This window comes from Leminorella grimontii, assembly GCF_039789245.1.
In the GTDB taxonomy this organism is placed as follows: domain Bacteria; phylum Pseudomonadota; class Gammaproteobacteria; order Enterobacterales; family Enterobacteriaceae; genus Leminorella; species Leminorella grimontii.
Window position 1 is genome coordinate 2,791,964 of sequence record NZ_CP146357.1, and the last position, 23,182, is coordinate 2,815,145.

The following is a 23,182-nucleotide window of genomic DNA, read 5'->3' on the forward strand; positions in this document are numbered from 1 at the left end:
TCAATTTCAAATCAGCCTTTCGGTGCTTCTTTTACTCTTGATAAAAGTTTTCATGTGAATCCAAACTAAGAAGATACAGCTCGATTTTGTGTTCTATCCAACTGTAGCCAAGTAACGCCAACTGATTATTTAACTTAAACTTATGTACTCTCAAATAGCTGAGAACGCCTTTCTTCTGCTCCCCTAGCTCGGGGTTGTCTAAGATCTTATCGATCTCGTTTTCGACTATTTGCTGCAGTTTTTCAGGAAGTTTATCCAGCGCCTTTTCAAAACGGTTTGACTGATAAACGTCAATCTCCTGATTTTGGGGTCCTTCTGACATATCGACTTACCTTATGGTTATCGACTTCGCCCTTCGCCAGCAGGGTTTCAAGAATGAAGCTATACGGCAAATCAGGGTTATCTTCAGCGATGCGGCCGATTTTAGCCCAATGCTCAATTTGCTTAGGAACACTTCGACTCGAAGCCTCTGCATAGATCTTAACATCTGTAACGAAGTCATCGTCTAAACGGATGCTTGTGGCCATTGTTCGTACCTCGGTTGTAATAAATGTGTGGTCAACACAAATATAATTTATCGCATTAAATCGCATTAAGCAACAATTTGTCGCATCCGACATCTTTCCTAAAATTGAAAAGAAGCCGCAGCGTTATCCGCTACGGCGTTCTTCACAGCTTAATCAACGGACGCTCCCTCAATAAGAAAGCCCGCTACCGATACGTCGGCAAAATGTTCAGCGAAGAGAGAACGTGCGCCAGCATAGTCAATACGCCGAAGGCGATAACGACGTACACCAGCGGCGTGCCGCCCCAGGTGCGGAACATCGGGTTGCCGAACTTGACGCGGGAGGCCTTCGCCAACAGCGCCGGAACGATAATCGCCCACACCGCAAACGCCAGCCCGGCATAGCCAATCGCGTAAAGAAAGCCGTTCGGATAGATTGAGCACAGGATGGCAGGCGGCACGTAGGTCACCAGCGCCGTTTTAGCGCGTCCGCCGTTATCGTCCTTGAATTTACACAGGTCGGCAATGTAGTCAAACAGCCCCAGCGTCGCGCCCAGCATTGAACTTGCCACCGCAAAGTTGGCAAAGAAGGTCAAAATGACGTCCATTGACGCGCTGTTGAGGATCCCGCCCATAGCGGTGATAAAGACGTCAATATTGCCGCCCTGTGCGATGATGGGCTTAAAGTCGAGGCGGGAAATGTTGCCCATCGTGCAGTAAAGCCAAAACGCATAGAGGAACAGCGCAAACAGCGTGCCGATAAGAATACAGGAAACGATGCGCTTCGGATCTTTACCGTAGTGCTTCACCAGGCTCGGCACGTTGCCGTGAAATCCGAACGACACGATACAGAACGGCAGCGTCATCAGCAGATACGGTAGATAGCTTGTGCCCGCCGGCGCCATGACGTCCATCAGGTTATCGACCTTCACGTAGCCCAGCAGGCTGGCGAAGGTCATAAAGAACGCAATGAACTTGCCCAGCAGCAGGATAGTCGTGATGCGGCTTACCGCGGTTGAGCTCCACCAGACGATAAAGGCAACGACAATAGTAAAAATAACCCCGGTGACGCGAGACGACACCCCCACGTTCATATAGTGCGTCAGGGTTTGGGAAATCACCGCCGCACTGCCGGATATATAGGCGTAAGCGAGAATATAAAGGACGAACGCGAAGGTAAAGTTGGTCACCAGGTTCCAGAATCTGCCCAGCAGATCTTTGGTTAAGGTGTCGAAGCTGGCGCCGACGTGATAGTTAAGGTTGGCTTCAAGCAGCATGAAACCAGCCATAATCATAACAAAACAGGTAACTACGAGGACCACTAAAGCCCACGAAAACCAAATACCGGACATGGCCACCGGCAACGAAAACATACCGGCGCCGACGACGGTCGCGGTTGTAATCATCGCCCCGCCGATCACCGATTTGCTTTTACTCTGGGCAGAGCCTTGATTCTCTACGCTGACCGTCATAATCGATTCCTTTATTGCGAATTTTAAGTGGAAAAAATCTATTCATGACCTACAACAGCTCCAGACGATAACGCCCTTCATCCGCCCGGATGAAGGGCGCTTCCTTTACTCCACTAGTGGGAAAACGCCTTATTTGAGAGGCTCAAAGCGAGCGGTGAAGAAGCGTAGGAACTTCGGCTCGTACACCATCTCCAGCCCTTTGATATTCTCGCGGTTCTTGTACAGGCGAATAACCGACTCAGCGACGATATCCAGGTGAGCGTAGGTGTATACGCGACGAGGAATAGTCAGACGAACCAGCTCCAGCTTCGGCATATGGTTCTTGCCGGTCTTCTTGTCGCGCCCGGCGGAGATGATGCCGCGCTCCATGCTGCGAACGCCGGAGTCGATGTACAGCTCTGCCGCCAGCGACTGCGCCGGGAACTGTTCCTGCGGCACGTGCGGCAGGAAGGCTTTGGCGTCCAGGAATACCGCATGTCCGCCAACCGGTCGAACGATCGGCACGCCGGCTTTGGTCAGCTTATCCGCCAGGTAGTAGCACTGGGCGATACGGTGCTGGATATAGGCGAAATCGACGGACTCGACGATGCCGCGCGCCATGGCTTCCATATCGCGCCCCGCCAGGCCGCCGTAAGAAGGCATGCCTTCATACAGCACGACCATTTCACAGGCCTTCTGATACAGCTCGTCGTCGTTCATGCACAGGAAGCCGCCGATGTTGACCAGGCAGTCTTTCTTGCCGCTCATGGTGCAGCCGTCGGAGTAGCTCATCATCTCCTTCAGGATGGCCGCGATGGTGGCGTCCTTGTACTCCGGCTCGCGCTCTTTGATGAAATAGGCGTTTTCAACGCAGCGGGTTGCGTCGTACATCACCAGAATGCCGTTTTTGCGGCACAGCTTGCTGACTTCACGCATGTTGGCCATGCTGACCGGCTGGCCGCCCGCCAGGTTGACCGTCACGGCCAGACAGACGTAGGGGATCTTGTCGGCGCCGACCTCGTTAATCAGCTTTTCCAGCTTAGCGACGTCGATGTTGCCCTTAAACGGCAGCTCTTTTTGCGAGTCGTGCGCTTCGTCGATGATGATATCAACGAAGGTCGCGCCGTTGCGCTCCTGGTGGGCGCGGGTAGTGGTGAAGTACATGTTGCCCGGCACGTAGTCGCCGTCTTTAATCAGCAGCGAAGAGAGCAGGTTTTCCGCGCCGCGCCCTTGGTGAGTCGGAACCACGTGCTTGTAGCCGTAGTATTCGGCAACCACGTCCTGCAGGTGATAGAAGTTGGCGCTGCCTGAGTAGGCTTCGTCGCCCAGCATCATACCCGCCCACTGGTTGTCGCTCATCGCGGTGGTGCCACTGTCGGTCAGCAGGTCGATATAGGTTTGTTTAGACTGCAGCAGGAATGTGTTGTAACCAGCATCTTTAATATACTGTAAGCGCTGCTCACGGGTGGTCATTGCGATAGGTTCAACGACTTTGATTTTATAAGGTTCAGCTGGATATGACATTATATTTTCCTCATTGGCTATTTTATTAATAACGTTTATTTCGGACGCTTTCATTCTTGCTTTTTACGTTATCTTTTCAATAGCGTGGGGCAACGTCATTTAACTCTTTCCTGTAACCTTATTATTACGAACATCATTCTAATAATATTTCATTTAAATACCGAGCCGCATCGCTTTCTTTATCACTACCGCTTCCCTTTTCGTGATCCGGATCATGCTTTAGATTAAACGCGTGACCGTGATTACATTTTAGATGTCGTTCCGACACCTTATTTCTTATGTACATAATGATTTACACTGAATAATGAAATTAAAATCATTACATATCATATAAATAACAAAATAATGGCTGAGTATCATAAATTTGAGAACCAGATCGATTGACTGAAGGAGCTTAAAATGGTTATCTCGCGAGGGGTGTTTTTTGGCTCAATACATTAGAATATAAAATGATAATGATTTTAAAATGATAAATAAGTAACGAATTTAATTTGTAAAATAAAGATGACTATTTTATCGATATTAGTTTTTTACGTTTTCTGGCATTGATATAAATACCAAAACCCTCATGGTAATTATTTATTATCTAGGGCATTTGAAGGGAAAAAGTATGCCCGTTTCTATCTTAACTATGAAACAATGCCTACCGATACTATAATCCGTCAAGGCACTATAGCCTCACGAACAAATCATAGGGAATAGCTTTAATGGATATCAATTTCATTGAATACTTTCAACATTGGTATATCTCTAAATGTGATGGAGTGTGGGAGCATTCATATGGTTTTACCCTTGATACGATAGATAACCCAGGGTGGCGGGTCATCCTCGACGGCGAAAGCAATCGAAGACCCATAACCGTTAAAATTCCTAGTGCCGCTGACTTTGACGATAATGATAACTGGATAGTTATCGATGCCAATGACAATAAGTTTGAAGGCCACTGTAGCCCTCAAAACCTGCCTATCGTATTGCAATATGCAAAAGAGTGGATAGAAAAATAAATGCGCTCCTTAAGAAAAATTGCGATGCCTTTTAGGTTAAACAACATAAAGGCCGTACCCGTTAGGGACGGCCTACTAATCAGAGCGACTGGAATAAGGCTTAAACCTTTGCTTCAGCCTTGGTTAAGAACTCAAGCGCCATTGTCGCAACCCTGTTGCGTTCTGACCCCGCATCCTCTTTGTGCGTTACCCTTAATAGCTTTTCGATGATGGAATCTCTGTCTATCGGTACATTTTTATCGCACAGCTTTACGACCACTTCACCAATCATTTGCTGAATTGACTCTCTTGCGTTCGCCATAGTCCACCTCATCGATTAATGGAATCACCATTAAGCTATAACAGCCTCTCTTATTCAAGAGGTAATAGAGAGAAACGTGCGTTGCGCCATAGGGAGAAATGGCGCACGGAAATGCCACTTTATCACCCTTAAATCGCCCTCTTTTTACACACTCTCGGCGATATTCACGCGCTTTAGCATTCCGCACGATGCCTCTCTCCCCTTTTTCCCCACCCGCTAAGCTACGGTGAAAAAAAGACAAAAAAATCCCGCGCGGGAAACCCAACGCGGGACGTTATTAGCGAGCTAAGGCGTTAGCGAATTACGCCTGGCCCTTAACTTCTTTCAGGCCGTTGAACGGCGCGCGGTCGCCCAGCGCTTCTTCGATACGAATCAGCTGGTTGTACTTGGCTACGCGGTCAGAACGGCTCATAGAACCGGTCTTGATTTGGCCAGCCGCAGTACCTACCGCCAGATCGGCGATGGTCGCGTCTTCGGTTTCGCCTGAACGGTGAGAGATAACGGCAGTGTAGCCGGCGTCTTTCGCCATCTTGATAGCAGCCAGAGTTTCGGTCAGAGAACCGATCTGGTTGAACTTGATCAGGATAGAGTTCGCGATGCCTTTCTCGATGCCTTCTTTCAGGATCTTGGTGTTGGTGACGAACAGGTCGTCGCCCACCAGCTGGATTTTGTCGCCCAGAACCTTGGTCTGATAAGCGAAGCCAGCCCAGTCAGACTCGTCCAGACCGTCTTCGATAGAGACGATCGGATACTGCTTGGTCAGCTCTTCCAGGAAGTGAGTGAACTCTTCAGAAGTGAACGCCTTATTGCCTTCACCGGCCAGAACGTACTTACCGTCTTTGTAGAATTCAGACGCTGCGCAGTCCATCGCCAGAGTGATGTCTTTGCCCAGCACGTAGCCAGCGGCCTTAACGGCTTCAGCGATAACGGCCAGCGCTTCCGCGTTGGAACCCAGGTTCGGCGCATAGCCGCCTTCGTCGCCAACGGCCGTGTTCATGCCTTTGGCCTTCAGCACTTTCGCCAGGTGATGGAATACTTCAGAACCCATGCGTACGGCTTCTTTCAGCGTTTTAGCGCCGACCGGCTGGATCATGAATTCCTGAATATCAACGTTGTTGTCGGCGTGCTCGCCGCCGTTGATGATGTTCATCATCGGCAGAGGCATAGAGTATTTGCCCGGAGTGCCGTTCAGCTCGGCGATGTGTTCGTACAGCGGCATGCCTTTTGATGCAGCAGCGGCTTTCGCAGCGGCCAAAGACACGGCCAGAATGGCGTTAGCGCCGAAGTTGGACTTGTTCTCAGTACCGTCCAGCTCGATCATGATGCGGTCAATGTTGGCTTGGTCTTTTGCATCTTTACCAACAACGGCTTGAGCGATCGGGCCGTTAACGGCGGCAACCGCCTTCAGAACGCCTTTACCCAGGAAGCGAGACTTGTCGCCATCGCGAAGTTCTAACGCTTCACGAGAGCCGGTTGAAGCGCCTGACGGCGCAGCGGCCAGACCTACAAAACCGCCTTCTAAATGCACTTCCGCTTCAACGGTCGGATTGCCACGAGAGTCGATGATTTCACGACCGAGCACTTTAACGATTTTGGACATTCGGTTTTTCCTCTAGTCACACGTTGATTTTTCAACAAACTGTAGACAACGACGGCCAGGCCGTCACGCGTCCCGCTCCTGTTGGGGCAATAAACGCCAGGATGCTATCGCTGGCGTTTTGTTGCGTTGCCCTTAAGTGCGGGCCTTCCTGAAAATATTTAACTCTCTGACCGCGCTTAGTCGCATTCGCCGCCCCGGCACTTTTGATATTCGCCGGCGGCCTTAACGAAGCCGGAGAACAGCGGATGCCCGTCTCTCGGCGTTGACGTAAACTCAGGGTGGAACTGACTGGCGACGAACCACGGATGGTCCGGAAGCTCAATGATTTCCACCAGCTTGTGGTCAGCGGAACGCCCCGCAACCCGCAGCCCGGCCGCTTCAATCTGCGGCAGCAGCATGTTGTTCACCTCATAGCGGTGACGGTGACGTTCTGAAATTGTCGGTGCGCCATACAGCTTACGCGCCAAACTGCCCTCGGTTAAATGGCACGGCTGGCTGCCTAAACGCATGGTGCCGCCCAAATCGCTCTCTTCCGTACGGACTTCCACGTTCCCTTCTTCATCGCGCCACTCGGTGATGAGCGCGATAACCGGATACTTACAGTCTGGCACAAATTCGGTCGAATTGGCGTCGGCCATGCCGACAACGTTTCGGGCAAACTCCATCATCGCAACCTGCATGCCCAAACAGATGCCCAGATAGGGCACTTTGTTCTCGCGCGCATAGCGTGCGGCAATGATTTTGCCTTCCACACCGCGGTAGCCGAAACCACCGGGAACCAGAATCGCATCAAGACCGGAGAGGATTTCTTCACCCTTGGCCTCAACGTCCTGCGAATCGATTAGCTTTATATTAACGCTGAATCGATTCTTCAGTCCACCATGCTTTAATGCTTCGATGACAGATTTATACGCATCGGGCAGCTCAACGTACTTGCCGACCATGCCAATCGTGACTTCGCGGGTCGGATTGGACTCTTCATAAATAACCTGTTCCCACTCGGCCAGATTGGCTTCCGGGCAGGAAAGATGGAATCTCTTACAGATAAATTCGTCAAGGCCCTGAGATTTGAGCAGCGCCGGGATCTTATAGATGGAGTCAACGTCTTTAAGAGAAATAACCGCCTTCTCCGGCACGTTACAGAACAGCGCAATCTTGGCGCGCTCGTTGGCCGGGATGGCGCGATCTGAACGACAGACCAGAATATCCGGCTGAATGCCGATAGATAGAAGCTCTTTAACAGAGTGTTGAGTCGGCTTGGTTTTCACCTCGCCGGACGCCGCCATATAGGGCACCAGCGTCAGGTGCATGAACAGCGTTTTCTCACGGCCGATTTCCACCGCCATTTGGCGAATGGCTTCCAGGAACGGCAGGGACTCGATATCGCCCACGGTACCGCCGATTTCCACCAGCGCTACGTCGTGACCTTCTGCGCCGGCGATGACGCGTTCTTTAATGGCGTTAGTAATATGGGGAATAACCTGCACTGTAGCGCCCAGATAGTCGCCGCGGCGCTCTTTGCGCAGCACGTCCGAATAAATGCGGCCAGTGGTGAAGTTATTGCGGCGGGTCATCTTGGTGCGAATGAAGCGCTCATAGTGGCCCAAATCCAGATCGGTTTCCGCACCGTCCTCGGTAACAAACACTTCGCCGTGCTGGATGGGGCTCATGGTACCCGGATCGAGGTTAATGTAGGGATCCAGCTTCATCATTGTGACGTTTAGGCCACGAGCCTCAAGAATAGCGGCAAGAGAAGCGGCTGCAATGCCTTTGCCGAGTGAGGATACAACCCCACCTGTTACGAATATATAATTAGTTGCCATGCTGAACCTGAAGGTTAGGTTTATAAAGACGAAAAGGGAGTACTAGGACGGGAAAGCAGTATACCAGAGCCTTCCCGCCACAACAATTAATGAAAGCCAAACCTACGAAAAATTAGTGCGTATGCCCCGTCGCCGCTGGACTAGCGGCGCCCTAATTTTTTATTTGGCTCTCTTCCTCTTTTACCTGATGCCACACCATGTCCATCTCATGCAGCGAGGCCTGTTCCAGCGTTTTGCCCGAGCTTTTGACTATCTCCTCCACCCGGCGGAAGCGGCGTTCAAACTTGCGGTTGGCGGCCTGCAGCGCGCTTTCCGCCTTATGGCCCAGATGGCGAGAGAGATTGACCGTCGCAAACAGCAAGTCTCCCAGCTCTTCTTCCAGTTTAGACTGGTCAACCACCGCCTGCCTGGCTTCGTGCATCACTTCTTCCAGCTCTTCATGCACCTTATCCACCACCGGGCCCAGCGTCGTCCAGTCAAACCCCACGTTCGCGCAGCGCTTTTGGATTTTATGAGCCTTCATCAGCGCCGGCAGCGCGTCGGGGATATCGTCCAGCACGGAGTGCTGCGCCTTTTTCTCTCGCTCGGCGCTTTTACGCTTTTCCCACTCAGCGCTCACTTCCCCTTCATTGGCGGCGTTTCCGTCGCTGAACACGTGCGGATGCCGCCGCACCAGCTTGTCGCTGATGGCGTTGCATACGTCGTTAAAATCAAAGCGCCCCTGCTCCTGCGCCATGCGGGCGTAGAAAACGATTTGATAGAGCAGGTCCCCCAGCTCGTCGCGAAGGTCGTCAAGATCGCCGCGGGCGATAGCGTCCAGCACCTCGTAGGTTTCTTCCAGCGTGTAGGGGGCGATGGTGTCAAAGGTCTGCGCCTTATCCCACGGGCAGCCCCTTTCAGGCGCTCTCAGGGTGTCCATAATGCCCAGCAGGCGGTCGATTGCGGTGGCTTCACTCATGTCTGTTTATTCTGTCTTTACGGTAGATTTAAAATTTAGCCCCGCCTTTATCGGCAGGGCCAAGAGCGGTTGAAGCGCGGGCTACTTGCTGCCCAGTCGCTTCGCTTCAATGACGTCCGGCAGTTGGCTTACGCGGGTCAACACGCGCGACAGCGCCTGAAGGTTGTAAAGCTCGATTTCCATATCGATGGTCGCCATCTGCTTTTTCACGTCGCTGCGGCTCGACACGCTGAGCACGTTCACCTTTTCGTTAGCCAAAATGGTGGTGATGTCCCGCAGCAGGCCGCTGCGGTCGTTAGCGATAACCCTCACCACCAGCGAATAGCCGCTGGAGTAACAGTCGCCCCACACAGCCTCCACCAGGCGCTCCGGCGCGTGGTTTTTCAGCTCCTGCAGCTGATCGCAGTCCGCGCGGTGGATAGAGATCCCCCTGCCCTGCGTGATAAAGCCGACGATGTCGTCGCCGGGAATAGGCTGGCAGCAGCGGGCAATGTGGTGCATCAGGTTGCCGACGCCTTCCACTACGATCTGGCTGTTGCTCTTGGCGTTACGCTGGGCCGCTGCGGCCGTCTTCTGATTAAGCTGACGCAGCGCTTCGCGATCGGCCTCCTCCGCCGTCGGTTGGTTAAACTTGCTTTGCAGGAAGTTCACCAGCTGATTGAGGCGAATGTCGCCGCCGCCGATGCCGGCCAGCACTTCATCAAACGAATGGACGTTATAGCGCGGCACCAGCAGCTTCTCGGCGTCCTTGAAGCTGATATTCAGCCGCTCAAGCTCTTCGTCCAGGATCTGCCTGCCGGCAAGCACGTTCTTATCGCGATCCTGCTTCTTAAACCAGGCCTGGATCTTGGCGCGCGCCCGGCTGCTGTTGACGAATCCCAGATTAGGGTTCAGCCAGTCGCGGCTCGGGTTAGGCTGCTTTTGGGTGATAATTTCAATCTGATCGCCCATCTGCAGCTGATAGGTGAACGGCACGATGCGGCCGCCGATCTTAGCGCCGATGCAGCGGTGGCCGACGTCGCTATGAATGTGGTAGGCAAAGTCCAGCGGCGTTGAGCCGGCGGGCAAATCGATAACGTCGCCCTTGGGCGTGAACACGTAAACGCGGTCGTCAAACACTTGGCTTCTGACTTCGTCCAGCATTTCACCGCTGTCGGACATCTCTTCCTGCCAGGCGATGAGCTTACGCAGCCAGGCTATGCGCTCTTCATAGCCGGAGCGGCCGGAGACCGCCCCCTCTTTATACTTCCAGTGCGCCGCTACGCCGAGTTCGGCGTCTTCGTGCATCTGGCGAGTGCGGATCTGAATTTCTACCGCTTGCCCTTTAGGGCCAAACACCACGGTATGGATCGACTGATAGCCGTTCGGCTTGGGGTTGGCGACGTAGTCGTCAAATTCGCTGGGCAAATGGCGAAAGTGCGTATGCACCACCCCCAGCGCGGCGTAGCAGTCCTGCAGGCGTTCAACCACGATGCGCACGGCGCGCACGTCGTAGAGCTCTTCAAACGCCAGCGACTTTTTCTGCATTTTGCGCCAGATGCTGTAGATATGCTTCGGGCGGCCGTAGATTTCGCCCTTGATGCCCTCTTCCGCCATCGATTCACGAAGGGTCTTCACGAAGTTGTCGATATACACTTCGCGGTCGATGCGGCGCTCATGCAGCAGGTTGGCTATTTTCTTGTATTCGTCCGGATGCAGGTAGCGGAAACAGAAGTCCTCCATTTCCCACTTCAGTTGACCTATCCCTAAGCGGTTGGCCAGCGGCGCATAGATGTTAAAGCACTCTTTGGCCGCCAGAACGCGGACCTCTTCCGCTTCGTCCTTGACTTCCCGCAGGTGGGCAATACGCTCCGCCAGCTTGATAACCACGCAGCGGAAGTCTTCCACCATCGCCAGCAGCATGCGGCGGACGTTGTCCACCTGAACGGAAGCGTTATTGCCGCTGTGGGTGGCTTTTAACTGGCGGATAGCGTCCATTTCAAGCACGCCGCGCACCAGATAGGCCACTTCGTTGCCGAACTGTTCTTTTAGCGTCTCTTCATCAAGAATGTCGGCGTCCGCCAGCGGAAACAGCAGCGCGGCGCGCATGCTATCGATATCCATGCTGAGGGTGGCCAGAATTTCCACCACCTCCAGCCCCCGCCACAGCAAGAGGGAAGCGTCGGGATTGTCTTTCACCCGCTGTTCGCAATATCGCCAGGTCGCGGCTAAACGCTCGCTCTGCTCAGAATGGGTTATTCCCAGGCTGGCAATCCATTTATCCAGCTCAAACTCACCGGCCGTGTTTAAATGGGCACTTCTTACCGCAACCATAACGCTTCCTCACAGCTTAACTATTTGAGACTAATAAACAACGCCATTGACTCAATATGCCCGGTCTGCGGGAACATATCCAGTATGCGCAGGCCCCCGAGAGCATAGCCGCCGGCCAGCAGCGCCTTGCTGTCTCTGACCAGCGTTTGCGGGTTGCAGGAGACGTACACGATGCGCTTGGGCGCCAACCTGACTATCTGCGCCATTGCCTCTGCGGCGCCGGCGCGAGCCGGGTCTAGCAACACTTTATCAAATCCCTGACTCGCCCACGACTGTTTACTGACGTCCTCTTCCAGATTGTGGTGTAAAAAAATCGCATTATCCAGACCGTTAGCAAGCGCGTTCTTTTGCCCTCGGGCAACCAGCGCCTCTACGCCCTCCACGCCGACGACCTCTTGGGCCCTTTTCGCCATCGGCAGCGTAAAGTTTCCCATACCGCAGAACAGATCCAACACGCGGTCCGTCGGCTGAAGCTCCAGCCACGCCAGCGCCTGTTCAACCATCAGCCGATTTACGCCAGCGTTCACCTGAATAAAATCACGAGGATTAAAGCCTAACGTCAGGCCATCAAGGAGATAGAAGGGATCTTCTCCCGCCAGGCGCTCCAGCGCGCCCTCCTCGCCCGCAAGCCAAACGGCGACGCCGTGGGACTCGGAAAACGCAACCAGCCGCTGGCGATCGCCGTCGGATAGCGGCGCCAGATGCCGGAGCGCCAACAGCGGGCCGTTATCGGCCTTCACCAGCTCGGCATGCCCCAGCTTTTTAACGCACTGAAGGGAAGAAAGGCAGCGATAAAGCGGCGCCAGCAGCGCGTCCAGTTCTGGCTCCAAAACCGGGCAGGTCGTTACGTCAACCAGAGAGTTGGACATCTGCTGACGAAAGCCCATGCTCAGGCGCTTGTCTTTAGCCACATACTGTAGGCCAAGGCGCGCTCGGCGCCGGTAGCCGTAGCCCGCCGTAAAGATCGGCTCGCCCTGCGAGACGCTCAGACCGGCTTCCCTGACAAACAGCTGATCCAGAGCATGGGATTTGCTACTATGCTGCAACGCTGACGCGACGTGCTGCTGGTTGCAGCCGCCGCATACGCCGTAGTGAGGACACGGCGGCGCGAGGCGATGTTCGCTCGACGAGAGGCGACGCACGGCTTTCGCCCTGGCATAGCTGCGCTTATCTTCGTAAATTTTGACCTCGACGCGCTCTTGCGGTAGTGCGTCGGTCACAAAAATCGTTTTCCCCTCATGGCGAGCGACGCCCTGACCTTGTGTATCAAGCTCGTAAGGGGTAACAATAAGTTTCTGCTGTATCGCCTTCCGGCGGCTGGGCGAGTAGAATTGCACCATGATGATTTAAAAGTATCCGTCACTGCGTTATTGAATAGCCTGATTCGCTATCGATAGTTGATTGTCCCATATTGGATCCTTATGACCAAATATAGCCTTCGCGCCCGAATGATGATTCTGATTCTGGCTCCGACGCTCCTTATCGGGCTTCTTATCAGCACATTTTTCGTGGTACACCGCTACAACGAGCTGCAAGACCAACTGGTCGACTCGGGCTCAAGCATCATTGAACCTCTCGCTATCGCCAGCGAGTACGGAATGACCTTTAGCAACCGCGAAGGGGTGCGCCAGCTGGTCAGCATGCTGCACCGCCGCCATTCCAATATTGTACGGTCAATTGCCGTTTTCGACACGCAGAATCACCTGTTGGTCACCTCCAACTTTCATCAGAACTACGCCCTATTGCAGCTGCCGAAAGGCGCGCCGGTGCCCGACGACCTGACGGTCACAACAAAAGGCGACTCGCTGATTCTGCGCACGCCTATCGTTTCGGAAAACCAGCTGCCGGATATGGACGTCAGCCTGGAGCCGGGACACAGAACGCTGGGCTACATCGCCATTGAGCTCGATCTTCGCACCGTTCGCCTACAGCAGTACAAAGAAATTTTTATCGCTACCCTGCTGCTTAGCCTCTGCCTGTGCATCGCAATGCTGTTCGCCTATCGGCTGATGCGCGACGTGACCGGCCCTATTCGCAACATGGTCAACACCGTAGACCGCATCCGGCGCGGCCAGTTGGACAGCCGGGTTGAGGGCTACATGCTCGGCGAGCTCGACATGCTGAAAAACGGCATCAACTCGATGGCCATGTCGCTCGCCGCCTACCATGAAGAGATGCAGCAGAATATCGATCAGGCCACCTCCGATCTGCGCGAAACGCTGGAGCAGATGGAAATCCAAAACGTCGAGCTGGATCTGGCGAAAAAGCGCGCCCAGGAAGCGGCGCGAATCAAGTCGGAGTTTTTGGCCAATATGTCCCACGAGCTGCGCACGCCGCTCAACGGCGTGATAGGCTTTACTCGTCAGACGCTGAAAACCACCCTCACGCCGACCCAGACCGACTACCTGCAAACTATCGAACGTTCCGCCAGCAACCTGCTGAACATCATCAACGACGTTCTCGACTTCTCGAAGCTGGAAGCGGGCAAGCTGGTGCTGGAGCATACCGAATTCTCTCTGCGCGGCACGATTGATGAAACGGTGATCCTGCTGGCCCACAGCGCGCACGAGAAGTCGCTTGAGCTGACGATGCACATCGCAAGCGACGTGCCGGATAACGTTATCGGCGATCCGCTTCGCCTCCAGCAGGTGATAATGAACCTGCTGGGTAACGCCATCAAGTTTACCGAACGGGGCAATATCGACATCTACATTACCCTGCGCCATCAGTACGACAACAGTGCGGATATCGAAGTGCAGGTGAAGGACACCGGCATCGGCATTTCCGAACGCCAGCAGTCGCAGCTGTTCCAGGCCTTCCGGCAGGCCGACGCCAGCATTTCCCGCCGCCACGGCGGCACCGGCCTTGGCCTGGTTATCACCCAGCGCCTGATCCGGGAGATGGGGGGCGACATCAGCTTCCAGAGCAAGCTGCACGAAGGGTCGACCTTCTGGTTTTATATCAATCTGGAGCTGGAAGGCAGCGGCATCGTTCATCACGTGCCTAACCTTGAGAAAATATCCGGCCAGCGCATCCTCTATATTGAAGAGAATGAAGGCGCCATGCAGGCGACGCTCGAAATCTTAAGGGATGAGCCAGTCGAAGTTATCCCCTATTCCAACTTTGAGCTTGTCCCTAAGCGTCATCAAGAATACGACATTGTCCTGCTTGGACTACCGGTCGATCTGGCCGACGTTCAGCGCTATCAAGACACCGTGATGAAGTGGGCACTGGAAATCTCCTCTCGCCTGATATTAGCCATCCCTAACCGCCCGAATATCGACGTGGAAGCGTTAAAACAGGTCGGCGCTCAGGCCACCCTGTGTAAACCGCTTTCCCGCAATCGCCTGTTTGACGCGCTGTTGAGCGCCCGCTCCGACGCCAGCCTTCCCGCGCCGGTGCAGGCCCATACGCTTCAGATGCCGCTGACCGTCATGGCGGTAGACGATAACCCGGCCAACCTGAAGCTTATCGGCGTTTTGCTTAGCGACATCGTTTCCCGCGTTATCCTGTGCAACAGCGGCGAAGAAGCCATCGAGTTTGCCAAGAAAAACGACCTCGACATTATCCTGATGGACATTCAGATGCCGGAAATTGACGGCATCAAGGCGGCCGAAATAATTCATCGATTGCCAAACCATCTGATAACGCCGATCGTCGCCGTGACGGCCCACGCGGCGATCGGCGAACGCGAGCGCCTCATCGGCTGCGGCATGGACGACTATTTGGCAAAGCCGATTAATGAGGAAATGCTGATTAACGTCCTGCAGGCGCAGTGCAAAGTCTCACCGCAGGCCAAAAAGCCCGTGACAAAGCCCGTTATTGAAGAACCCGTATCAGCCCCAGCCCTCACCCAGGACGCCGTAGTTGAATCGCCCCGCTCTTTAGACTGGCAGCTGGCGCTAACGCAGGCAGCCAATAAGGAAGATCTGGCGAAAGACCTGCTAAAAAGCCTGATAGAATTTTTATCCGAAGTCGAAGAACGGATACAAAACGTACTGGACGGGCAGCAGGACGACGATATGGTCAACCTCATCCACAAGCTGCACGGCAGCTGCAGCTATAGCGGCGTGCCGCGGTTAAAGCAGCTGTGCCACTATCTGGAAAGCCAGCTGAGAAACGGCGTCAGCGCGACCGACCTCGAGCCTGAGTGGCTTGAAATGCTGGACGAGTTTGAGAACGTGCGGCAGGAAGCGGGCGAATATATTGATTAATTCATCAAGAAACGCCTTCGTACAGAAGGCCAGAGGCTTGGGCGATTTTGACATACCCTCCAGGCAAGTCCCGTATGCATCCATTTATTATCAACGCCCACTGCTTGGTGGGCTGTTACAGATTTTGGGAGAAAACGCGCACTTATAATGAAATAAGCGCAACTCTGTGTAATTTCCTACGAGCTATCTTCCTAGTTTACCGCTTCTCGCTTTTCTCCTTTTTTACTCGCCGCATAATGCAGACAGTTTTTTAGCAACGCGCTTTTCATCATCCATAATGCAATGAAAACGATACTTGTATAGGTACCCACATGCTAAACTTAATAGGAGTTATTAAATGTTATTAAACGAGGTAATTCCTATGGGCTCTTCAGCTAAGCAAACCATCAGCGCTCAAATCCCCGTTGAGCTGGCCCTTGCCGTTGAAAATCTGGCAGTAGAACTGGATCGTTCAAAAAGCTGGATTATAAAAGAAGCATTGCTTTCCATGTTGGCTGAGCGGGAACGCCGCCATCAAAGCGTGCTGGAGGGGCTGGCTGACGTCGATGCGGGCCGTGTGATGAGCCATTCAGACATGGTGGATTTTGCTGAACGCCTAAAGAAAGCCTGATAAATGGAAATTTACTGGACGCTTAAGGCTCAGAGCGACCTGGAGCGTATCTATCTCTTTGCCCTTCAATACGCTCACCTGCACGCTGAGGATATTTTAGATCGTCTGATAACCGGAAGTACCCTCTTTACAACGCATCCGGCAATCGGCACGCCTCAATCGCGATATGCTCCTCGCGAGGTCAGGAAATTTTTGCTAGACGACTACGAAATTCATTACGAAGTCAAAGATAACGCCATTTTCATCGTTGACGTTTGGCATACAAAAGAAGAGCGTTAATATTTCAAACATACACTAAAACTCTGCCTTAGTATTCGTCCGATATTTCCATAAAAAAGCTGCACCTTACTAAGTTGATGTTCAACCTTTGGGATGCAGTACAGCCTTATTAAAGGCGCTTTGTTTCTCTTCCCTACGCCCTTCTCGCCGCCAGCATCAGCGACTTCATGTCCGCTACCGCGTCCTTCAGGCCGGACATCACTGCCCGCCCGATAATGGCGTGGCCGATGTTCAGCTCGTACATTTCCGGCAGCGCGGCGATAGCCTGCACGTTGTGGTAGGTCAGACCGTGGCCCGCGTTGACAAAAAGCCCCTTGTCTTTGGCATAGCTGGCCGCGTGCGCAATTCTTTTAAGCTCCGCCGCGCGGGCGATTTCCGTTGTCGCATCGGCATAGTGGCCGGTATGAATTTCGATAAAGGTCGCCCCCGACGCCACCGCCGCATCAATTTGGCGAACGTCGGCATCGATAAACAGCGAAACGGCGATGCCCGCATCCATCAGGCGCTCTACGGCAACCGTCATTTTGTCCAGCTGCCCGGCAACGTCCAGCCCGCCTTCGGTCGTCACCTCCTGACGCTTTTCCGGCACCAGGCAGCAGAACGCAGGCTTAACCTCGCAGGCGATGCCGACCATCTCGTCGGTTACCGCCATTTCCAGATTCATGCGCGTCTGGATAGTTTCCCGCAGCAGGCGCACGTCTCGGTCGGTAATGTGGCGGCGGTCTTCCCGCAGGTGCACGGTAATGCCGTCCGCGCCGGCCTGTTCGGCAATAAACGCCGCCTGAACCGGATCGGGATACGCGGTTCCGCGCGCGTTGCGTAAAGTGGCAATGTGGTCGATATTAACGCCTAACAATAAGTCCGACATGACTTCTACCTCGAGCGTACAAAAGTGAAAAGTTAGCCGCCGCGCGCACCGTCGCAGCAGTCTGAAAACAGTGTATCCCTTTTACCGGATTTCGAGGCAAAAGAAAATCAAACCGAAGGCATGTCGGAAATTTATCAACGTAAAGAAGACGCTACCAGGCTGTCAACCTAATGGTCAGCCTTAGATTCCGGCGTGCGCGGAGTGAACTGGCGAAACAGCTCTCGGCTTTTTAGCGACTTGCCGCCCAGATAGGGCTTAAGCGCCATGCGGGTGAAGCGCTTGGCCGAACGCAGCGTTTCGTCATCGGGAAACTCGCGGTTTGACAGCGCCACCAGATCGCGCCCCGTAAAGGTATGGTGGTCTATCACCAGGCTTGCGATAAAGCCCTTCTCTTCGCGATAGCGGTAGGTCATCGTTTCACTGACCGGTTCGCCGCTGCCTGCGCAGTGGAGAAAATCGATGCCGTAGCCAAGGTGCCCCAACAAGGCCAGCTCAAAGCGCCGCAGGACGCGCTCCGGCGAGCCTGATTCGCCGGCAAGCTGTTGGATGCAGGCCAGATAGTCAAAAAACAGAGAGGAATACGGCGTTTCGTCTTCCAGCACTCGAGAGAGCACTTCGTTGACGTACAGGCCGCTATAAAGCGTAATGCCGGACAGCGGCAGCGCCAGAGAAACCGCTTCGGCACCGCGCAGCGTTTTCACGCCGCCCTTCCCGCCCCAGCGCACCAGCAGCGGCGTAAAGGGCTGTAGGCAGCCTTTAAGCTGAGAGCGGCGGCCCCGCGCCCCTTTCGCCAGCGCCTTAATGCGGCCATGGCTTTCGGTAAACAGGTCCAGCATCAGGCTGGTCTCACTGTAAGGCCGCCCGTGCAGCACAAAAGCGCGTTGCCAGCCGTCCACGGGGGCGCCTTAGAGGTCGTCCGTGTAGCCCAGGCTTCGCAGCGCGCGCTCGTCGTCCGCCCAGCCCGATTTCACTTTCACCCAAAGCTCCAGGTGAACCCGCGCTTCGAACATCTCTTCCATGTCCCGGCGCGCTTCAATGCCGATGGTCTTGATCTTTTGCCCTTTATTGCCGATCACCATTTTCTTCTGACCGTCGCGCTCAACCAGGATCAGGCCGTTGATGTCGTAGCCGCCGCGCTCGTTGGCGACGAAGCGCTCAATCTCCACCGTCACGGAATAAGGCAGCTCGTCGCCTAAAAAGCGCATCAGCTTTTCGCGGATAATCTCCGCCGCCATAAAGCGCTGCGAACGATCGGTCACGTAGTCTTCGGGGAAGTGGTGCTCAGCGATCGGCAGCTGGCTGCGCACAATTTTGGCAATCGCGTCTACGTTCATGCCCTCTTCCGCTGCGATGGGCACGATCTCCATAAAGTTCATCTGCTGGCTTAAAAATGCGATGTGCGGCAGCAGCGAATCTTTATCCGTCACGTTGTCCACTTTATTGATAGCCAGGATCACCGGGCACCTGACGCTGCGCAGCTTGTTGAGCACCATTTCGTCGTCCGGCGTCCAGTGGGTGCCCTCCACGACGAAAATCACCAGCTCGACGTCGCCTATCGCGCTGCTCGCCGCTCGGTTCATCAGGCGGTTAATCGTCCGCTTTTCTTCGATGTGCAGCCCCGGGGTATCGACGTAAATCGCCTGATAGGCCCCTTCGGTATGAATGCCCATGATGCGATGGCGCGTAGTCTGCGGCTTGCGGGAAGTGATGGACACTTTCTGCCCCAAAAGCTGATTCAGCAGCGTCGATTTGCCCACGTTGGGTCGGCCAACGATGGCGATAAAGCCGCAGCGGTTAGCTTCCTGCTCCGGCGTTTGATTTTCTGTCGTCATTCTAATCCTAAGTGCTTAAGCGCCTGCTCGGCCGCAGCCTGCTCCGCCTTGCGGCGGCTTGCGCCGATGCCGACGATATCGTCGTTAATACCGCTGACCCGGCACTGAATGGTAAATTCCTGATCGTGCGCCTCGCCTCTGACCTGCGTCACCAGATAGGTTGGCAGCGGAAGATGGCGCCCCTGCAGGAACTCCTGCAGCCGGGTCTTGGGATCTTTTTGCTTGTCGCCGGGGCTAATGGACTCCAGGCGAGAATGGTACCAGGCTAAAATCAGCGTCTGGACCTGGTGAATGTCGCTGTCCAGGAAGACGGCGCCGATCAGCGCCTCTACCGTATCGGCCAAAATGGACTCACGGCGATAGCCGCCGCTTTTTAGTTCACCCGGCCCTAAGCGTAAGCATTCGCCTAAATCAAATTCGCGACCGATCTCCGCCAGCGTATTGCCGCGCACCAGCGTGGCCCGCATGCGGCTCATATCGCCTTCGTCTACGCGAGGAAAGCGTCGGTACAACTCATCGGCGATCACGAAACTCAAAATGGAATCGCCTAAAAACTCCAGACGTTCGTTATGTTTGCTGCTGGCGCTTCGGTGCGTCAGAGCCTGCTGTAAAAGCGATTGCTGTTGGAACGTATACCCCAGCTTTCGCTGTAGCCTTTCAATAATGATAGGGTTCATGCATTTCCAATAACTAGTTCAAATCAAAAAAAGCGCTCGGTTTATTTTGTGGGCCGAGGCATCCCGTTAGGCTGTACCCCGCCTAATAGCAAAATCCGGATTTAAGTCGGGCTCAAATCCGGATGCTCGTCTTTTAATAGACGTTCAGGCCGCGTCCTTCGGCCCTACCACGCATTTTAGCGAAGTAGAGACGCCGCGCAGTGTCACCATACGCGGCTCAGTATAACCTAAATAAACTAGTGAATCCCACCGATGCGGCTTAAACGCACTCCGGTTGGCCATTCGCCTTCCTGCTTTTCAAAGCTCATCCAGATGCCCGTGGCCTTACCGACGAAGTTTTCTTCCGGCACAAAGCCCCAGTAGCGGCTGTCCGCGCTGTTGTCGCGGTTGTCGCCCATCATGAAATATTTCCCCTGAGGCACAATCCAGGTATTCGCCGGCGAGCCGGGCTGCTGATAGTACTCTCCGGCGCGGGCAACCACGTTGGGGATGGTCAACGTCTGGTGAACCACGTCGCCCAGCGTTTCTTCACGCTGCTGCATATCTACGCCAATCAGCCCCCTGGCGCGCTCCGCCTCGGTTTCCAGATCGAAGAAGCGGTTTCTCATTTGGCCGAAGTGCCCTTCTACGGGCTCAGAGCCAATAAACCAGTTGCTCTTTTCCAGCGCTGAATACTCTAACTCCTGCGCCGGCTCACAGTCCTTATCCGTTGGGCAGGCTGGCGTAATCGTCAGCTTTTTCGAGGTCGGATCGTAGTGCACCGTATCGCCCGGCAGTCCAACCACCCGCTTGATGTAGTCCACGTTTTTATCCAGCGGATATTTAAATACCGCGATGTCGCCGCGCTGGGGCTTACCGGTTTCAATCAGCGTCGTCTGGGTAATCGGGTCTTTAACGCCGTAAGCAAACTTCTCCACCAGAATAAAATCGCCGATAAGCAGCGTCGGCATCATGGAGCCGGAGGGAATTTGAAACGGTTCATAAAGGAAAGAACGCAAAATAAACACAACGGCTAAAACGGGAAACAGAGAGCCAAGCGACTCCTTCCAGCCCAAACCGCCGACAATTTTTTCTAGCGCCTGGCGGTCAATTTTGCCGTCGTTTTCCACTCTGAGCGCCTCAATCTTGAGACGACGAGCCGGCGCCCACTTAAAGCGCTCAAGGCACCAAAATACGCCGGTTAGCAGCGTAGCCACGGCCAAAATCAGGGCAAACATATTCGCCATGCGAACTCCTTAGGACTTACCAACGTGAAGAATGGCCAAAAACGCTTCTTGCGGAACTTCGACGTTCCCCACCTGCTTCATGCGCTTCTTACCTTCTTTTTGCTTCTGTAACAGCTTCTTCTTACGGCTTACGTCACCGCCGTAGCACTTCGCCAACACGTTTTTACGCAGCTGTTTTACCGTCGAGCGGGCGATAATGTGGTTGCCGATCGCGGCCTGAATAGCAATGTCGAACTGCTGGCGAGGAATGAGCTCACGCATCTTTTCCACCAGCTCGCGACCGCGAGTCTGAGAGTTATCGCGGTGGGTAATCAGCGCCAGCGCGTCCACGCGATCGCCGTTGATCATGACGTCAACGCGCACCATGTCCGACGCCTGGAAGCGCTTAAAGCCGTAGTCGAGAGACGCATAGCCGCGAGAGGTCGACTTCAGGCGGTCGAAGAAGTCCAGCACCACTTCCGCCATCGGGATGTCATAGCTCAACGCGACCTGATTGCCGTGATACACCATGTTGGTCTGCACGCCGCGCTTTTCTACGCACAGCGTGATGACGTTGCCCAGATATTCCTGAGGCAGCAGCATGTGGCATTCCGCTATCGGTTCGCGAAGCTCTTCAATATTGTTCAGCGGCGGCAGCTTGGCGGGGCTGTCGACGTACACCGTTTCTCCGGCGGTCGTAATCACTTCGTAAACGACCGTCGGCGCGGTGGTAATCAGGTCAAGATCGTATTCGCGCTCCAAACGCTCCTGAATGATCTCCATGTGCAGCAGGCCGAGGAAGCCGCAGCGGAAGCCGAAGCCCAGCGCGGTAGAGTTTTCCGGCTCATAGAAGAGGGAAGAGTCGTTCAGGCTCAGCTTGCCCAGCGCGTCGCGGAAGGCGTCATAGTCGTCGGAACTCACCGGGAACAGGCCCGCATACACCTGCGGCTTCACCTTTTTAAAGCCCGGCAGCGGCCTGTCGGCCGGATGGTGGGCGCCGGTCAGCGTATCCCCCACCGGCGCGCCCAGGATGTCCTTGATCGCGCAAACAACCCAGCCTACTTCGCCGCAGCCCAGCTTCTCGGTGTCAATACGTTTTGGGGTGAACACGCCCAGGCGGTCTACGCCGTAGGTTTGGCCGGTGCTCATTACCTTAATCTTGTCGTTTTTACGCAGCACGCCGTTTTTAATCCGCACCAGCGACACAACGCCCAGATAGTTGTCAAACCAGGAGTCGATGATCAGCGCCTGCAGCGGCGCGTCAGCGGAGCCTTCAGGCGGCGGGATGTCCCTTACCAGGCGCTCCAGCACGTCCGGCACGCCGACGCCGGTCTTCGCCGAGCAGCGCACGGCGTCGGTCGCATCGATGCCGACGATGTCCTCGATTTCCTGCGCCGCGCGATCGGGATCGGCCGCCGGCAGGTCAATTTTGTTCAACACCGGCACGACTTCCAGATCCATTTCAATGGCGGTATAGCAGTTGGCCAGCGTCTGGGCTTCTACGCCCTGACCCGCGTCCACCACCAGCAGCGCCCCTTCACAGGCCGCCAGCGAGCGAGAAACCTCATAAGAAAAGTCAACGTGCCCCGGCGTGTCGATAAAGTTTAGCTGGTAGGTTTCGCCGTCTTTAGCCTTGTAGTCGAGCGTCACGCTGTGCGCCTTGATCGTAATGCCGCGCTCCCGCTCTAAATCCATAGAGTCCAGAACCTGTTCCGCCATTTCACGATCGCTCAAGCCGCCGCAGAGTTGAATAATGCGGTCAGACAGCGTCGACTTGCCGTGGTCAATGTGGGCAATAATCGAAAAGTTTCTTATGTTCTTGTTTGCGATAACTTTATTATCAGTCATTTACCTAAATCCGGCTGATACAGAAACACACGAGTACGCAGTAAACTCCATGCCCACCGCGCCCCGAAAAATTTTACGTCAATATTAAACTGGCGGACATTCTACACGTCGGGATGGTTAAAACATAGCGACATACGCGATGAATGCCCCTTACCGACCGTCCTCTTATT

Annotated in this window: 20 protein-coding genes; 4 read left to right on the plus strand and 16 right to left on the minus strand. The window is 54.3% G+C overall.

Features of this window, described 5'->3' with window-relative positions; all coding sequences use genetic code 11:
- Positions 1-31: 31 nt before the first annotated feature.
- The 4 genes from V8L73_RS13000 to V8L73_RS13015 all read right to left on the minus strand — a co-directional run bounded on the left by V8L73_RS13000 (position 32) and on the right by V8L73_RS13015 (position 3,480).
- Complete coding sequence (locus V8L73_RS13000) at positions 32-322, minus strand: type II toxin-antitoxin system RelE/ParE family toxin (RefSeq protein WP_347253183.1); 291 nt, start codon at positions 320-322, stop codon at positions 32-34.
- Positions 291-527 (minus strand): ParD-like family protein, encoded by a 237-nt coding sequence (locus V8L73_RS13005; RefSeq protein WP_071783424.1) that lies wholly within the window; start codon positions 525-527, stop codon positions 291-293. Before V8L73_RS13005 ends, V8L73_RS13000 begins: the two co-directional genes overlap by 32 nt.
- A gap of 184 nt (positions 528-711) precedes the next feature.
- Positions 712-1,980: a tryptophan permease gene (gene mtr / locus V8L73_RS13010; RefSeq protein ID WP_373876176.1), complete on the minus strand. Its 1,269-nt coding sequence runs from the start codon at positions 1,978-1,980 to the stop codon at positions 712-714.
- A 126-nt stretch (positions 1,981-2,106) separates the two neighbouring features.
- Positions 2,107-3,480: a tyrosine phenol-lyase gene (locus tag V8L73_RS13015; RefSeq protein ID WP_036024623.1), complete on the minus strand. Its 1,374-nt coding sequence runs from the start codon at positions 3,478-3,480 to the stop codon at positions 2,107-2,109.
- Between the two features lie 707 nt (positions 3,481-4,187).
- On the opposite strand from V8L73_RS13015, the gene V8L73_RS13020 reads away from it, so the two are divergent.
- On the plus strand, positions 4,188-4,484 hold the full coding sequence (locus tag V8L73_RS13020; protein ID WP_347253184.1) for an Imm53 family immunity protein: 297 nt from the start codon (positions 4,188-4,190) through the stop codon (positions 4,482-4,484).
- Between the two features lie 100 nt (positions 4,485-4,584).
- Here V8L73_RS13020 and V8L73_RS13025 read toward each other — a convergent pair whose 3' ends face one another.
- The 6 genes from V8L73_RS13025 to rlmD form a co-directional block, all read right to left on the minus strand.
- The gene (locus tag V8L73_RS13025) at positions 4,585-4,785 is read right to left on the minus strand and encodes a hypothetical protein (RefSeq protein ID WP_261832264.1); all 201 of its coding nucleotides are present in this window, start codon (positions 4,783-4,785) and stop codon (positions 4,585-4,587) included.
- Between the two features lie 301 nt (positions 4,786-5,086).
- Complete coding sequence (gene eno / locus V8L73_RS13030; RefSeq protein WP_027275910.1) at positions 5,087-6,385, minus strand: phosphopyruvate hydratase; 1,299 nt, start codon at positions 6,383-6,385, stop codon at positions 5,087-5,089.
- A gap of 176 nt (positions 6,386-6,561) precedes the next feature.
- Entirely contained in the window at positions 6,562-8,208 is a 1,647-nt protein-coding gene (gene pyrG / locus V8L73_RS13035) for a glutamine hydrolyzing CTP synthase (RefSeq protein WP_027275909.1), read from the minus strand.
- A gap of 151 nt (positions 8,209-8,359) precedes the next feature.
- Complete coding sequence (gene mazG / locus V8L73_RS13040) at positions 8,360-9,166, minus strand: nucleoside triphosphate pyrophosphohydrolase (protein WP_347253185.1); 807 nt, start codon at positions 9,164-9,166, stop codon at positions 8,360-8,362.
- Between the two features lie 81 nt (positions 9,167-9,247).
- Positions 9,248-11,479, minus strand: a complete 2,232-nt coding sequence (gene relA, locus V8L73_RS13045) for a GTP diphosphokinase (RefSeq protein WP_027275907.1) — start codon at positions 11,477-11,479, stop codon at positions 9,248-9,250.
- A 20-nt stretch (positions 11,480-11,499) separates the two neighbouring features.
- Positions 11,500-12,819 carry a 23S rRNA (uracil(1939)-C(5))-methyltransferase RlmD gene (gene rlmD, locus V8L73_RS13050; protein WP_261832266.1) on the minus strand — a complete coding sequence of 440 codons (1,320 nt, stop codon included), beginning with the start codon at positions 12,817-12,819 and terminating at the stop codon, positions 11,500-11,502.
- A gap of 81 nt (positions 12,820-12,900) precedes the next feature.
- On the opposite strand from rlmD, the gene barA reads away from it, so the two are divergent.
- From barA to V8L73_RS13065, 3 genes are all read left to right on the plus strand, one after another.
- Entirely contained in the window at positions 12,901-15,693 is a 2,793-nt protein-coding gene (gene barA, locus V8L73_RS13055; RefSeq protein ID WP_027275905.1) for a two-component sensor histidine kinase BarA, read from the plus strand.
- 361 nt (positions 15,694-16,054) lie between these two features.
- Positions 16,055-16,303 carry a CopG family ribbon-helix-helix protein gene (locus tag V8L73_RS13060; RefSeq protein WP_027275904.1) on the plus strand — a complete coding sequence of 83 codons (249 nt, stop codon included), beginning with the start codon at positions 16,055-16,057 and terminating at the stop codon, positions 16,301-16,303.
- A 3-nt stretch (positions 16,304-16,306) separates the two neighbouring features.
- The gene (locus tag V8L73_RS13065; RefSeq protein ID WP_347253186.1) at positions 16,307-16,582 is read left to right on the plus strand and encodes a type II toxin-antitoxin system RelE/ParE family toxin; all 276 of its coding nucleotides are present in this window, start codon (positions 16,307-16,309) and stop codon (positions 16,580-16,582) included.
- A 133-nt stretch (positions 16,583-16,715) separates the two neighbouring features.
- Here V8L73_RS13065 and pdxJ read toward each other — a convergent pair whose 3' ends face one another.
- The 6 genes from pdxJ to lepA all read right to left on the minus strand — a co-directional run bounded on the left by pdxJ (position 16,716) and on the right by lepA (position 23,012).
- A complete protein-coding gene (pdxJ, locus tag V8L73_RS13070) occupies positions 16,716-17,450 on the minus strand; it encodes a pyridoxine 5'-phosphate synthase (RefSeq protein ID WP_027275902.1) in 735 nt (244 codons plus the stop codon).
- A gap of 167 nt (positions 17,451-17,617) precedes the next feature.
- Positions 17,618-18,346: a DNA repair protein RecO gene (gene recO / locus V8L73_RS13075; protein WP_347253187.1), complete on the minus strand. Its 729-nt coding sequence runs from the start codon at positions 18,344-18,346 to the stop codon at positions 17,618-17,620.
- A gap of 9 nt (positions 18,347-18,355) precedes the next feature.
- Complete coding sequence (era, locus tag V8L73_RS13080; RefSeq protein ID WP_036024577.1) at positions 18,356-19,282, minus strand: GTPase Era; 927 nt, start codon at positions 19,280-19,282, stop codon at positions 18,356-18,358.
- On the minus strand, positions 19,279-19,959 hold the full coding sequence (gene rnc, locus V8L73_RS13085; RefSeq protein ID WP_027275899.1) for a ribonuclease III: 681 nt from the start codon (positions 19,957-19,959) through the stop codon (positions 19,279-19,281). The genes era and rnc overlap by 4 nt, the downstream gene beginning before the upstream one ends.
- Positions 19,960-20,195: 236 nt before the next feature.
- Positions 20,196-21,185: a signal peptidase I gene (lepB, locus tag V8L73_RS13090; protein ID WP_347253188.1), complete on the minus strand. Its 990-nt coding sequence runs from the start codon at positions 21,183-21,185 to the stop codon at positions 20,196-20,198.
- A 9-nt stretch (positions 21,186-21,194) separates the two neighbouring features.
- Entirely contained in the window at positions 21,195-23,012 is a 1,818-nt protein-coding gene (gene lepA, locus V8L73_RS13095) for a translation elongation factor 4 (RefSeq protein WP_027275897.1), read from the minus strand.
- Positions 23,013-23,182: the final 170 nt, after the last annotated feature.